The 14,289-nt window shown below is 61.6% G+C and carries 10 protein-coding genes; 7 read left to right on the top strand and 3 right to left on the bottom strand.

From position 1 onward, the window contains the following. Positions 1-16: 16 nt before the first annotated feature. Both JAO73_RS12380 and topA read right to left on the bottom strand, forming a co-directional pair. Complete coding sequence (locus JAO73_RS12380) at positions 17-877, bottom strand: DUF4846 domain-containing protein (protein WP_198977344.1); 861 nt, start codon at positions 875-877, stop codon at positions 17-19. Between the two features lie 68 nt (positions 878-945). After that, positions 946-3,450, bottom strand: a complete 2,505-nt coding sequence (gene topA / locus JAO73_RS12375; RefSeq protein WP_198977343.1) for a type I DNA topoisomerase — start codon at positions 3,448-3,450, stop codon at positions 946-948. 279 nt (positions 3,451-3,729) lie between these two features. Between topA and JAO73_RS12370 the strand changes: the two genes are divergently transcribed. The 7 genes from JAO73_RS12370 (at position 3,730) to JAO73_RS12340 (ending at position 13,276) form a co-directional block, all read left to right on the top strand. Beyond that, on the top strand, positions 3,730-8,175 hold the full coding sequence (locus tag JAO73_RS12370) for a methyl-accepting chemotaxis protein (RefSeq protein ID WP_233169184.1): 4,446 nt from the start codon (positions 3,730-3,732) through the stop codon (positions 8,173-8,175). 37 nt (positions 8,176-8,212) lie between these two features. Then, positions 8,213-8,740, top strand: coding sequence for a chemotaxis protein CheW (locus tag JAO73_RS12365; RefSeq protein WP_198977342.1), 528 nt, complete (start codon positions 8,213-8,215; stop codon positions 8,738-8,740). A 63-nt stretch (positions 8,741-8,803) separates the two neighbouring features. After that, positions 8,804-9,205 carry a response regulator gene (locus JAO73_RS12360; protein WP_223827426.1) on the top strand — a complete coding sequence of 134 codons (402 nt, stop codon included), beginning with the start codon at positions 8,804-8,806 and terminating at the stop codon, positions 9,203-9,205. A 105-nt stretch (positions 9,206-9,310) separates the two neighbouring features. Further along, positions 9,311-10,951, top strand: a complete 1,641-nt coding sequence (locus JAO73_RS12355; RefSeq protein WP_198977341.1) for a chemotaxis protein CheA — start codon at positions 9,311-9,313, stop codon at positions 10,949-10,951. Positions 10,952-11,055: 104 nt separating this feature from the next. Next, positions 11,056-11,640: a chemotaxis protein CheC gene (locus tag JAO73_RS12350; RefSeq protein ID WP_233169183.1), complete on the top strand. Its 585-nt coding sequence runs from the start codon at positions 11,056-11,058 to the stop codon at positions 11,638-11,640. 175 nt (positions 11,641-11,815) lie between these two features. After that, positions 11,816-12,910, top strand: coding sequence for an agmatinase family protein (locus JAO73_RS12345; protein ID WP_190922141.1), 1,095 nt, complete (start codon positions 11,816-11,818; stop codon positions 12,908-12,910). Between the two features lie 27 nt (positions 12,911-12,937). Beyond that, positions 12,938-13,276 carry a phage holin family protein gene (locus JAO73_RS12340; RefSeq protein WP_233169182.1) on the top strand — a complete coding sequence of 113 codons (339 nt, stop codon included), beginning with the start codon at positions 12,938-12,940 and terminating at the stop codon, positions 13,274-13,276. 75 nt (positions 13,277-13,351) lie between these two features. Here the strand turns inward: JAO73_RS12340 and JAO73_RS12335 are convergent, their stop codons facing one another. After that, positions 13,352-14,218, bottom strand: a complete 867-nt coding sequence (locus JAO73_RS12335) for a DUF4349 domain-containing protein (protein ID WP_198977340.1) — start codon at positions 14,216-14,218, stop codon at positions 13,352-13,354. Positions 14,219-14,289 lie beyond the last annotated feature (71 nt).

The raw sequence follows: 14,289 nt of genomic DNA, 5'->3' as shown, positions 1-14,289 counted from the left end.
CCCAGGACAAAGCCGGTTAGAAGCGTCCTAGCTCCCGGTAGCCAAACGTCCATTCCGGCGTGTCAAACGCGGCCTCCGCCGGCCCCGGCACGGCAAACCAGGCGCCCAGCTTAGGGGCGTCCACGTTGCGCAGCAGGTGAATGCTCTGGGCGGGCATGTAGCTCTGGGCCAGCAGCACGTACCGCTGATGCGTGGCCGGGTTTTCGGCCACGTCGACCACCAGCACGGCGTGGCCCGGCGCCCCGCCGTGAATCAGCACATCGCCGGGCTGCACGGCCGCCAGGGGCGTGGGCCGCAGCTCCCGGCTGAGCGACAGCGTGCCCGCGTAGCCAAAGGTGGGCAGCAGGTAGCGGGCCAGGGCCGCGTGCGTCGGGGCCTCGGCGGGCCGGGCGGCGGGCAGCACCTGCTCGTTTGCCACCCGAAAGGTTTTGCCGGCCACGAAGTCCGAAAACCAGAAGTCGTAACCCGTGGTGAGGTGGAAGTGCACCCGGTTGGGGTCTTGGCTGAACAGGTATTCGGCTCGCAGGCGAATCACGGCATCGGCGCACTGCTGCAGGTCTTTGGCGCCCACGTCGATGTCGAGCACGGCGGCCACCACGTCCTGCCGGTTTTTCAGGGCGCCGGTGTAGAGGCGCGCTTTCGTGCCCGCCGGCTTCAGCGGCAGGTAGCGCAGCCACTCGCCCCAGGAGCCGGCCGCTACCGGCGCCCGGCGGCACCCCGCCGGGGCCGGAAACCGCGCCGCGAGCGACTGCGACGCCGCGCCCGGTGCGGCAAGCCACGGGTAGGAGAGGCCCACCGGACGCTCAGCCGGCGCGGGGCCCGCTTCCATCAGCAGAAAAGGCAGTGCCAGGGGCAGCAGCAAACGACTAAGCAGCATACGCGAAAGCCAAAAAAGCCCGCAACGTGCGGGCTTTTCGGTAGCATGTCAACGCGGCTATAGAGCAATTATTTTGCCTTCGCCGTAGCTTTTTTTGCGGGAGCCTTCTTGGTTGCCGGTTTCTTGGTTGCCGGTTTCTTGGCGGCGGTTTTCTTCGCGGCGGGCTTTTTGGAGGCAGCGGCTTTCTTGGCCGGGGCGTCGGCGTCTTTTTCCTCCTTGGCCGGCGCGGCTTTCTTGCCGAAGCGGCCGCCTTTGGCCGGCTTGTCGGGGGTGGCGTCGGCCAACTCCACGCAGCGCGCCAGGGTCAGCTCGGCCGGGTCTTCGCCTTTGGGAATCTTCACGTTTTTCTTGCCCGCCACGATGTACGGACCAAAACGGCCGTTCAGCACCTGAATGTCGGGGTTTTCGGGGAAGGACTTGATGAGGCGCTCGGCATCGGCTTTGCGCTTGCCCTCAATCAGGGCCACGGCTTCCTCGGCGTTGATGGTGTGAGGGTCCTGCTCCTTGGTGAGGGAGTAGAACTTGCCATCGTGGCGCACATAAGGACCAAAGCGGCCCAGGTTGGCGGTCATGTCCTTGCCTTCGAACTCGCCCACCACGCGCGGCAGCTTGAACAGCTCCAGGGCCTCCTCCAGCGTGATGCTTTCCAGAAACTGCCCCTTGCGCAGGTTGGCGTAGGCCGGCTTCACGTTGGGGTCCGACACGTCGCCCAGGGCCACGTAGGGGCCGTATTTGCCCAGACGGGCCGTGATTTTCTCGCCCGTTTCGGGGTGCACGCCCAGGTCGCGGGCGCCGCTCACGGTGCTGCGCTCAATGTCCTGCCCGGCCTCCACGGTGGCGTGGAACTTGTCGTAGAAGCCGGTCAGCATCTGCGTCCAGTTTTCGTGGCCGTTGGCAATCTGGTCGAACTCGTCCTCGACTTTGGCCGTGAACTGGTAGTCAATCACCGTGGGGAAGTGCGCCACCAGAAAGTCGTTTACCACCATGGCCGTGTCCGTCGGAAACAGCTTGGCTTTTTCGGCGCCGTAATTCTCCGTTTTTACTTCGGTTTTCACCTCAATGCCTTCCAGCGTCAGCACGTGGAACTTACGCTCCTTGCCCTCGCGGGTGTCTTTTTCCACGTAGCCGCGCTTCTGCACCGTGCTGATGGTGGGCGCATAGGTTGAAGGCCGGCCGATGCCCATTTCCTCCAGCTTCTTTACCAGCGACGCTTCAGTGTAGCGGGGCGGAGGCGAAGAGAACCGCTCGGTGGCGCTCAGCCGCTGTAGCGGCAGCACCTGGCCCACGCTCAGCGGCGGCAGCCCGCGCGAGAAGCTCGATTCGCCGTCTTGGGCTGCCTCTTCCTCGTCGTCGTCTTTGCTTTCGGCATACACTTTCAGAAAGCCCTCGAAGGTGATGACCTCGCCCGTGGCCGAAAACGTGGTGCCCGGCTGCGTGCTGATGCCGATAACCGCCGTGGTGCGCTCAATCACGGCCTCGGCCATCTGCGAAGCCATGGCCCGCTTGCGGATGAGGTCGTACAGCCGCTGCTCCGACGCATCGGAACCTGCCTTCACCGCGCCAAAATCGGTGGGGCGAATGGCTTCGTGGGCCTCCTGGGCCGAGGCCGACTTGGTTTTGAAGTTGCGCTGCTGGTGGTACTCGGCGCCATAAGCTGCCGTGATGGCGGCCTGCGCGCCAGCCTGGGCCTCCTGCGAGAGGTTCACCGAGTCGGTTCGCATGTAGCTGATTTTGCCGGCCTCGTACAGCTTCTGGGCCACGCTCATGGTCTGGGCCACCGAGTAGCCCAGCTTGCGCGAAGCCTCCTGCTGCAAAGTCGACGTGGTAAACGGCGCGGCGGGGCTACGCTTGCCGGGCTTCTTGTCGAGGCTTTCAATCTGATACTTGGCACCCACGCACCGGCCCAAAAACGCTTCGGCTTCTTCGCGGGTCTTGTAGCGGGTGGGCAGCTCAGCTTCGAGCACGGCGCCGCGGCCGGCATCGAAGCGGGCCACCACGCGGTAAGCGCTGGCGCTCAGAAAGCTAGCTACTTCACGCTCGCGCTCCACCACCAGCCGCACGGCCACGCTTTGCACGCGGCCGGCGCTCAGGCCCGGCTTCACTTTCTTCCACAACACGGGGCTCAGCTCGAAGCCCACGAGGCGGTCGAGCACGCGGCGGGCCTGCTGGGCGTTCACCAGGTCCTGGTTCACTTCGCGCGGGTTGGCAATGGCGCCGAGGATGGCGTTTTTGGTGATTTCGCGGAAGACGATGCGCTTGGTTTTGGCCAGGGGCAGGTTCAGCGTTTCGGCCAAGTGCCACGAAATGGCTTCGCCCTCGCGGTCATCGTCACTCGCCAACCACACCATTTCGGCCTCTTTGGAAAGTTTTTTTAGCTGCGCAATCAGCTCGCGCTTGTCGGCCGACACCACGTACGTGGGCTTAAATCCGTTGGCGATGTCGATGGCGTTGTTGTCCTTCGGCAGGTCGCGCACGTGGCCGTAGCTGGAGCGCACCACGAAATCCTGGCCGAGATAGCCTTCAATGGTTTTGGCCTTGGCCGGCGACTCGACGATAACTAAATTCTTGACCATGTGGGCGGGTAAGGGGAACGACAAGCCGGTGCGGGTAGTCGGAAACTGAAACGGCCAGTCGTAGCGAAATGTTAAAATTGGCCGCAAAGATGCCGGAATATTCCTGGCCGATGCATACCTAGCAATAATCTGGCCGCGTCCGGACCGATTCAACACCCCAACCGACCGCCTGAGTTCATTGCATTTTTCGCCGAATCCGGCCTTTGCGTATTGCGGCCGAAGACGCGTAACTTCGCCTCCCGTTTTGTCCTTCTTTCCTTCGATTGATACCTATACTATATGGCTTCCCCCAAGTCTCCGCAAGCTAAGCCCCGCCGCACCCCCGAAGTGGAGGCCCCAGACGTTGACTCCGGCGGGAAGCCGGACGCCGGCGCGGTGTCGGCGCTCGACGTGGTGCGCACCAACAACGACCTGACCCGCAAAAAAGGCGGCTCGCGCGGCTCCATCGACACGCAGGACCCCGGCTACGTCAACGACCAGCTGAACCGGGTGCTTTACGCGCTCGACGCCTTTAAGAAAGGCGACGTGTCGGTGCGCCTCACCAAGCAAAACGACGACATCTTCGCCGAAATCGCGGAGGCGTACAACTCGATGGTGGACATGATTGCGGGGGTGGGCGGCGAAGTGTCGCGCATCTCAAAAGTGGCCGGCGTGGAGGGCAACCTCAAAGCCCGCGCCTCCTCCGACGGCGCCGCCGGTTTTTGGCGCGACATGGTGAACAACATCAACGGCCTCGTCGACAGCATTGCCGTGCCGGTACTCGAAGTGGGCAAGGTATTGAAAAACATCAGCCGCGGCAACCTGGACGAAAGCTTCCAGATTCCGGTATCGGGCGACTTCAAGCTGATGGCCGAAACCATTAACAAAACGATTGACAACCTAAACATCTTCGCCGGCGAAGTAACCCGCGTGGCGCAGGAAGTAGGCACCGAAGGCAAACTCGGTGGCCAGGCCTCGGTACCAAACGTAGGCGGTATCTGGAAAGACCTGACTGACAACGTGAACAACATGGCCTCGAACCTCACCGTGCAGGTGCGGGACATTGCCAACGTAGCCACCGCAGTAGCTAAAGGAGACCTCTCGCAGAAAATCACGGTAGACGTAAAGGGTGAGTTCCTGCAGCTGAAGCAGAACCTGAACCAGATGGTGGACTCGCTGAACCTGTTTGCCGGCGAGGTAACCCGCGTGGCCCAGGAAGTGGGTACCGAAGGAAAGCTCGGCGGCCAGGCCTCCGTGCCGAACGTGGCCGGTGTGTGGAAAGACCTGACGGACAACGTAAACAACATGGCTGGTAACCTGACCAGCCAAGTGCGAGACATTGCCAACGTAGCTACGGCCGTAGCCAAAGGCGACCTGAGCCAGAAGGTAACGGTAGACGTGAAAGGCGAGCTGCTCCAACTGAAGCAGAACCTGAACCAGATGGTGGACTCGCTGAACCTGTTCGCCGGCGAAGTGACCCGCGTGGCCCAGGAAGTGGGCACGGAAGGCCGCCTTGGTGGCCAGGCCGTGGTTCCGAACGTGGCCGGCGTATGGAAGGACCTGACCGACAACGTAAACTACATGGCTAGTAACCTGACCAGCCAGGTGCGGGACATTGCCAACGTAGCCACGGCCGTAGCCAAAGGCGACTTGACCCAGACGGTTACCGTCGATGTAAAAGGCGAGTTCTTGCAGCTCAAGCAGAACCTAAACCAGATGGTGGCGTCGCTTAACCTGTTTGCCGGCGAGGTAACCCGTGTGGCCCAGGAAGTAGGCACCGAAGGAAAGCTCGGCGGCCAGGCCAGCGTGCCAAACGTGGCTGGTGTGTGGAAAGCCCTCACCGACAACGTAAACGACATGGCTGCGGCCTTGACCTCGCAGGTACGTGACATTGCCAACGTGGCAACCGCCGTAGCCCGCGGCGACTTGAGCCAGAAGATGACGGTGAACGTAAAGGGTGAAATCCTGGAGCTGAAGAACATCCTCAACCAGATGGTGGACTCGCTCAACATCTTCGGTGACGAAGTAACCCGCGTGGCCCGGGAAGTGGGCACCGAAGGTAAACTCGGCGGCCAGGCCGTGGTGCCCCGCGTAGGCGGCACCTGGAAGGAGCTGACGGACAACGTAAACACGATGGCCTCGAACCTGACCTCACAGGTGCGGGACATTGCCAACGTGGCCACCGCCGTATCGAAAGGTGACCTTTCGCAGAAGATTACTGTAGACGTAAAAGGCGAGCTGCTGGACCTGAAGGACAACCTGAACCAGATGGTGGACTCGCTCAACATCTTCGCCGGCGAAGTAACCCGCGTGGCCCGCGAAGTGGGCACCGAAGGTATCCTCGGCGGCCAAGCCAACGTGCCGAAGGTATCGGGCACCTGGAAGGATTTGACGGACAACGTGAATACGATGGCCTCGAACCTGACCTCGCAGATGCGGGACATTGCCAACGTGGCCACCGCCGTAGCAAAAGGCGACTTGAGCCAGAAAATCACGGTAAATGTGCGCGGCGAGCTTCTCCAGTTGAAGGAGAACCTCAACGAAATGGTGGACTCGCTCAACACCTTCGGCGACGAAGTAACCCGCGTGGCCCGCGAAGTGGGCACCGAAGGCAAGCTTGGCGGCCAGGCTAAAGTGCCCAACGTGCGCGGTACCTGGAAAGACCTGACGGACAACGTAAACACGATGGCCAGCAACCTGACCTCGCAGGTGCGGGACATTGCTAACGTAGCCACCGCCGTATCGCGCGGCGACTTGAGCCAGAAGGTATCGGTAAACGTCAACGGCGAGCTGCTCGACCTGAAGGACAACCTGAACCGAATGGTGGACTCGCTCAACATCTTCGCCGGCGAGGTAACCCGCGTGGCGCAGGAAGTGGGCCCCGAAGGCAAGCTGGGCGGTCAGGCCTCCGTACCCGGCGTGGCCGGCGTGTGGAAGGAACTCACTGACAACGTAAACTACATGGCCTCCAACCTCACCACGCAGGTGCGGGGCCTGGTGAAAGTAGTAACCGCCGTATCGAAAGGCGACTTGACCCAGAAGCTGACGCTGCAAGCCAAAGGCGAAGTAGCCGACCTGGCCGACACCATCAACAGCATGGTGGATGACCTGAACCGTCTGGCCTCGGAAGTAAGCCGCGTGGCCAAAGTAGCCGGGGTGGAAGGCAAGCTGACCGAACGCGCCACCGTAGGCGGCGTGTCGGGCTCCTGGAAAGAACTGGTGGACACGCTCAACCAGCTCATCGAAAGCATCGCCTCGCCGGTGCTCGAAGTGAGCCGCGTGGTGCGCGCCATCTCGGAAGGCGACCTGACCCAGCGCGTGGAAGTGCCCACCACCGGCGACATCCTCGCCATGGCCAACGCGCTTAACCTCGCCGTGGAAAACCTGAACGAGCTGCTCGGCGAAATCAACGATTCGTCGCAGATTGTGGGTACTTCTTCGGAAGAAATGGCCGGCAAAGGTCAGGAAATGAGCCGCGTAACCGTCGATGTGGCCCTGGCCATGCAGCAAATGGCCGAAGGCGCTCAGAACCAAGCTTTGAAAACCGACCAGGCCTTTAAGCTGATTGAGGAAATCATGCAGGCCACCAAGGAAACGGCCAACAAGGCCGACGTGGTGAACAAATCGGCTATCCTCGGTGAGCAAACCTCGCAGCTCGGTCTGAAAACGGTGGCCGAGGTGGTGAAAAACATGGAAGAAATATCCAGCGCCGCTTCGCAAACCTCGCGCACCATTGAAGTACTGAGCACCCGCTCGGGGGAAATCAGCAAGTCGCTGGGCGTGATTACCGACATCGCCTCGCAAACCAACCTGCTGGCCCTGAACGCCGCCATCGAAGCTGCCCGCGCTGGGGAAGCCGGCCGTGGTTTCGCCGTTGTAGCCGAGGAAATCCGCAAGCTGGCCGAAGGCTCCCGCAAGTCGGCCAACGAAATTGCCACGCTGGTAGAAGACGTGAAAAAAGACACGTCTTCGGCCGCCACCGCTATTTCGACCATGGAAAACCGAGTGCTCAAGGGCAAGAACGCCACGTTCGAAGCCAGCTCGGCCTTTAAGAACATTGCCACTAGCTCCGGCGAAACGCTCCGCACCTCGCGCGACATTCTCACGGCTACCGAGGTGCAGAAAACCTCGATTGGCGACGTGGTGAAGTACGTGGAAGAAGTAGTAGCCATTGCCGAGCAAACCGCCACCGGCACCCAACAGGTGGCTGGCACCGCCAAGCAACTCTCGACGGCCATGCAGGAGCTGACCACCAGCTCGCAGCGCCTCACCGACATTGCCGACGACCTGCAGGCCGGCCTCGAAACCTTCCAGCTCAGCTCTTACACCTACGAGCCGGAACCCGAGCCCCAGCCCGTGCGCCGCCCCATTGCCCGCGACAGCTACCGCACCCGCGAAACCACGTACGCCGCCGAGCCGCAAAATGGCATGGCGCCTCGCCGCCGTGGCCAGCAAGTCGAGCAGGAGGCACCGACCGCCAGCAACGGCCGTCAGAACGGTATAGCCCGCCGGATGCCCCGCCACGAGGCAGAAGCCCAAACTGCCGCGCCGGCAGCGCGGCGGTCGGCGCGTCCGGCACGGGCCGAAGCACCTGCCGCCCCCGCCAACAACCCAAACCAGGCTTCCGTTGCGCGGCGTGAGGCACGGGCAGCAGCTAAGCCCGCCCCCGAGCAGCCCAGAAACGGTCAGGACAACGGCAACGGCGCAGCCAAAAAAAACGCTCCTAAGGCCAAAGCCAAGAAATAATCGTCAATCCACTGCCTAGCTTTTTATTGTTTTCCGCATGGCCGAGATTGAATTAGCCGCCGTACCCAAACCCGAACGCGCCAAACCCGCTGAGCTGGTCCAACTCATCGTGTTTCGGCTTGGCGACGAGGATTACGGCATCCGCATCGAGCAAGTGAAGGAAGTCACCGTGACTCCGGAAGTGGCTCGAATGCCCAAAACGCCGCCTTTCATCAAAGGCATTGCCAACCTGCGGGGCGATATCATCGCCATTCTGGACCTGGAAGAGCGGTTTCGGCTACGGCCGGCTGGCCGTCCCATTCCCGAGCGCAGCTATACGGTGGCGGTGGAGGCCGCCGACTACACGCTCGGACTGATGGTGCGCGAAGTGCCGCGCCCGTTCACGTTGCCACTGAGCCAGATAGAGCCCGCGCCAGAGTTTGTGCAGGACGCCAACACCCGCGACAAATACCTCGAGGGCATCGCCAAGCTGCCGGAGGGCGGCATCATTATCGTGTTGGACATGCGCAAGCTGCTCACGCCCAGCGAGGTGATGCGATTGCCTGGCAAAGCGGCATCTTCGTAGCCGCTGAGCCGTACAACGCCGGGCCGGGCTATGTAGCCTCGGCCGTTTCCCCGTTACATTTCCATGTCACCCAACTCCATGAATAAGCGCATCCTCATCGTCGACGACTCTTTTTACATGCGCACGATGCTCAAAAACATGCTCACCGATGCCGGGTACGAGGTGGTGGGCGAAGCCGCCAATGGCGCGCAAGCCCTGGAAATGGCCACCGCCACTACCCCCGATTTAATCACCCTCGACGTGATTTTGCCCGATAACACCGGGCTCGACGTGCTCAAGAGCCTGCGTCAGTCGCAGCCTTCGGCCAAGGTGGTGATGTGCAGCGCCGTGGGCCAAGAAGTTATCGTGAACGAAGCCATCGAGAACGGCGCCCTCGCCTACATCGTGAAGCCGTTCTCGGAAGAGAAAGTGTTGGAAATTGTGGGGGCGGCGCTGAAAAGCGACTCTCCGGAACAGGCTGCCTAAGGTGCTCTTCTTCTGCCTCGTCGCATCGCCGCAACTCACCCGAAAGGGTGGGGCAGGGTTGCGCGTGGCGCAGTGTGCGCAGGCCATTTCATTGACCGACGGCCTATGAAAACGCGCGACCAAGAATACCGGGAGATGTTTATGGCGGAGGCTCTGGAGTACTACGACTCCATGAGCCGACACCTGAGCGAGCTCGAACGCAACCCCAACGCGGGCCCGGCGCTCAATGAGCTTTTCCGGCTCATGCACAACCTCAAGGCCAACGCCCGGGCCATGGGCTTCAATGACCTGGGAGAAGTGGCCCACCACTTGGAAACGCTGTTCGGCCTCATCCGGGACCAGGAACGGAAGTTCAGCGGGTCGCTCATTCGGGTAGTGTTTGCCGGCGTAGATGCTTTGGGCAACATGATTCGGGCCGTGGGCGCCAACCAGCCCTTGCCCGATGCCACCGCCTTGCTCGAAAACCTCGACCGGCTGGTGCGCGGCGAAGAGCCCATCCTCGACGAAACCGAAGCGGCTGAAACCGAAGAGGAATCCAACAAAAAAATGGAGTTGTCTGACCTGGTGTACATCCAGGTGAAGAAGCTCGACAACCTGCTCAACCTGGTGGGCGAACTGGTGATTGACCGCGACCGGATAATGACCCTGGCGCAGGAACTCGACAATCCCGCCCTGCTGGCCACGGCCCAGCACCTGTTCCGCATTTCCGACGACCTGCAGTACAGCGTGATGGACGCCCGCCTGGTAGGTGTGGGCGTGCTACTTAACAAGTTTCCTCGTGTAGTGCGCGATGTGGCCTCGGCCGAAGACAAGGAAGTAGAGCTCATCCTGAGCGGGCAGGATGTGCAGATTGACCGCAATATTCTGCAAATCATCACCGACGCGTTGCTGCACCTTGTGCGCAACGCCGTCAGCCATGGCCTCGAAACCAAAGAGCAGCGCGCCAAAGCCGGCAAGCCGCCCGTGGGCCGGCTCACGCTTTCGGCCCTGACTGAACGCGACGACGTGCTCATTCAGGTGCGCGACGACGGCCGCGGCATCGACACCGAATCGGTGCGGCGCAAGGCCGTGGAGCGTGGCCTGACCACGGCCAGCGCAGCGGCCGGCCTGAGCGAGCAGGCCGTATGGGCCTTTCTGTTTGAGCCGGGCTTTTCGATGGCGCAGCAGGTGACCGACATCTCGGGCCGCGGCGTGGGCCTCGACGTGGTAAAGCTGGCCCTCGATTCGCTGGGCGGCCAGCTCCGCGTGGAATCGCAGTTGGGCGTGGGCACCACGTTCACGCTGGTGCTGCCCACGTCCATTGCCGTGAAAGGCGCGTTGCTGGTGGAAGTGGAGGAGCGGCCCTATGCCGTGCCCCTGCTGCACACCGACACGGTGCTGTCGCTGCACCCCGGCCAGATTTCGGTGGTGGGCGGCGTGATGGTTACGCATTTCCAGGAGCAGTCGGTGCCGCTGGTGCCCCTGCGCCAGCTGCTGTACGACGAAGGCGACGGACCCCTGCCCCTGGCCACGCGCGACGACATCGTGGGCCCCCAGCAGGTGCTGGTGGTCAATTACAATAACCGCCGGCTGGGCTTGGTGGTTGACCGGTTTATCCGGCAGCAAAACATTGTCATTAAACCCCTGAGCAAGCCGCTGGACACCATCGACCTGTTTGGGGGAGTTACCCTGCTGGGCAGCGGGCAGGTGTGCCTGGTGCTGGACGTGCCCGCCCTGACCCGGTTGTTCCTGAACAAACGCCCCTAAGTTTTCCTTTTTTCACCTTCAGTCCTCGCTGCTGCACTTTCCCTTTCTTCGACGCTATGGATTTATCGATGACAGATTTAGAGCGAGATATAATCCGCGAGATTTTGAACATCGGCTTGGCGCGCGCCGCCGATTCGTTCGCCGTCATTGCCCAGGAGCGCGTGTTGTTGGAAGTGCCCAACATCGACCTGCTGATGAGCGAGGACATCATGCGCAAAGTGCGTGAGTACCAGTCGCGGCACGTAGCCATTCAGTCCGACATTCGCGGCGACTTCAACGGCACCACGCTCATGTTTTTCTCGGGGCAGCACATTCAGCGCCTGTCGCGGGTGTGCCTGCGGATGAACGCGCCCGAAGCGCTGGAAGTCAATGAGCTGCAGGAGTCGCTGCTGCTCGAAATCAGCAACATCATTACCGGGGCCTTGGTCACGCAATTGGCCAATATTCTGAAAGCCAATATCTATGGCGCGCCGCCCACGGCGCCGCGCGGCGACATTGCCGACATGATGCAGAACCTCCTGCCCCAGCAACAGCTGCAGCCGCTGATTTTTTCGGTTATCACGCAGTTTTCTGATAAAGACAACATGGTGGAATTGCCGCTCATGTTGTTTTTTGACCGCGTGACGTTTGCCAAAATTCTCGAAATCATTCGCAGCTACGATTTCCTGGGCAGCCAGATGTCGGCGTAAAGTAGAGTAGCGCCTTTTTTGCATGTGAACGTCATGCTGAGCTTGCCGAAGCAGCTCTACCGCAGCAGTATGTAGGTACTTGCGTGGTAGAGCTGCTTCGGCAGGCTCAGCATGACGTTCTGCTTTGGCGTATTGCACGCCCCAATCTCAATCAAACCAATTCAGCCCTTTTCTCATGTCTAAAAACGACGCGGCCTTGGCCCAAAAAATAGCTTCTTTCGACCCCAACGCACCCGGCGACGTGGCCGGCGGGCTGTTTGGCTTGCCTTTCACCCCGGAAGAGGCCCGGGTGGTGGTGGTGCCCGTGCCGTGGGAAGTAACGGTGAGCTACCGCGCCGGCACCGCCGAAGGCCCCGCCGCCATCCACGAGGCTTCCCTGCAGGTTGACCTCTACGACCCCGACCTGCCCGAGGCCTGGAAGCTGGGCCTGGCCATGGAGGCGGAAGACGAAGCCATTGCCGCCGCGAGCCGCCAGCTGCGCCCCAAGGCCGCCGACTACATCGAATGGATAGAAGCCGGCGAGCCCGAAGAGGGCCTGAAAAAGCACGGCGGCGTGCCCGGCCAGGTGACGGTGGAAGGCGAAAAAATGCTGAACTGGCTCAAGGACAAAACCGGCGCCCTGCTCGACGCTGGCAAGAGCGTGGTGGTGCTGGGCGGCGACCACAGCACGCCCCTGGGCTACCTGCACGCGCTGGCCGAGCGCCACGAGGAGTTTGCCATTCTGCAGTTTGACGCGCACTGCGACTTGCGCCCGGCTTACGAAGGTTTTAAGTACTCGCACGCCAGCATAATGTACAACGCGCTGGAGCTGCCGCAAGTGAAAAAGCTGGTGCAGGTGGGCATCCGCGACTACTGCCAGCAGGAGGCCGAACTCATTGAGACGTCAAACGGCCGCGTGGCCTTGTTTGGGCAGCGCTTTCTGAGCGACGAGAAGTTTGCCAAGAAGTCCTGGAAGAAAGTGTGCGGCAAAATCATCGCCCAACTGCCCAAAAAGGTATACATCAGCTTTGATATCGACGGGCTGGACCCCAAGCTGTGCCCCGGCACCGGCACGCCCGTGCCCGGCGGCCTGGAGTATGAGGAAGCCACTTACCTGCTGCGCGCCATCGTGCGCGAGGGCATCCAAATCATCGGGTGCGACCTCAACGAAGTAGCCCCCGGCGACACCGAGTGGAACGCCATCGTGGGGGCGCGCTTGCTCTACCAACTTTGCAACTGGATGGCCGTATCTCAGGGCAAACTGGCGGCCAAGGGCGTGGCCGCCGAGTAAGCTTCTTTCACCTCAACCGACGTTTTTATGCTGGGTTTTATTCTCAAAATTGTGCTCACGGCTGGGCTGGTGTATGGCCTGAGCATGGTGCTGCCGGGCGTGGCCCTGGGCGGTTTTGGCAGCGCCATCATCCTGGTGCTGGTGCTGGGCGTGCTCAACGCCGTGGTCAAGCCCATTCTCAAAATCCTGGGCTTTCCCATTACCGTGCTCACGCTGGGCCTGTTCCTGCTGGTCATCAACGTCATCATCGTGAAGCTGGCAGATTTCCTCATGACGAGCTTCGACGTGCACGGCTTTTTGAATGCGCTGATATTCAGCTTGGCGCTGTCGGTGGTGAATGCCCTGGTTGACTTGGTGGTCGACTAGCGACGCGCACCATTGCAATTGAAAAGCCCCGACTGCAACCGCGGTCGGGGCTTTTTTATGACTGGTCCGCTAGCTTCAGGCCAGACGGCGGCGCCAGCGCCGCACCGCCAGCCAAGACAGCGCTGCCACCACCAGCAGCGGCCAGATGCTGACGAGCCCGATGAGCAAGCTCGTGAGCAAAGTCCAGCCGGAATAGAAAGAATCGACCAAACGGCTGGCAAACGACACCACTGGCGCGTCGTGCACCGGCTGCACCAACGGTTGGTAGCAAATGAGCGAAATGGTGGAATAAGCCACTTCGTCGTTGAGCGTTTTGAGGCGGCTCTCGGTGCTTTCGATTTCTTCGCGCACTTCGCCAATCTTGCCTTCAATCTCCAGGATTTCGCTGATTTTACGGGCGCGGCTCAGCAGGTCGACGTACCGCTTCTCGACGGCGCGCTTGGTGGCGAGGCGGGCCGCCACGTCGGCGTGCTGGGCCGTGACGTCGTCGGTGGTGAGCTTCTTTTCTTCCACCGTGCCCAGGCCACCGAGGGCTGCCATCAGGGCCTGAAAGCGCGACGGCGCCACCCGGATGGTCATGGCCTGCCGCCACTCGCCGTCGGTGCGGGCCTCGGTGGCGGCGCTGAGGTAGCCGCCGGTGCGCCGCACCAAGCTGTCGAGGCTGGCACTGGCGCGGGGCAGGCTGACCACCTTCAAGCGCAAATCGGCGTGGTAGATGAGCAGGCGGGCCGGAACAACGGCCGCGGTGGGCACTGGGGGCGCTTGCACGTCGGCGGTGGCGCTCTCGCTCCGCTGGTCGGGGCTAGCGGCGTCCAGAGATGGTGCCATCATCACGTTTGCCTGAACGGAGTCAGCAACCGCGTCGCCGGGCTCTTTTTGCGCGTGGCTGCAGCCGCACAACCAGGCGGCCAGCCCGAGGGTAATCCCAAAGGTGTAGTTCATGTTTTTTCAGCAAGTGGTGAAAACCGGACCAGTAGCCGCGCGCCTTTCGGACCAACGCACCACGAACAAAA

Origin of the sequence: Hymenobacter miniatus, assembly GCF_016427455.1 — a bacterium.
Lineage (GTDB): Bacteria > Bacteroidota > Bacteroidia > Cytophagales > Hymenobacteraceae > Hymenobacter > Hymenobacter armeniacus.
The sequence above is the reverse complement of the archived record's forward strand: the minus strand, read 5'-3'. Positions and strand labels throughout refer to the sequence as shown.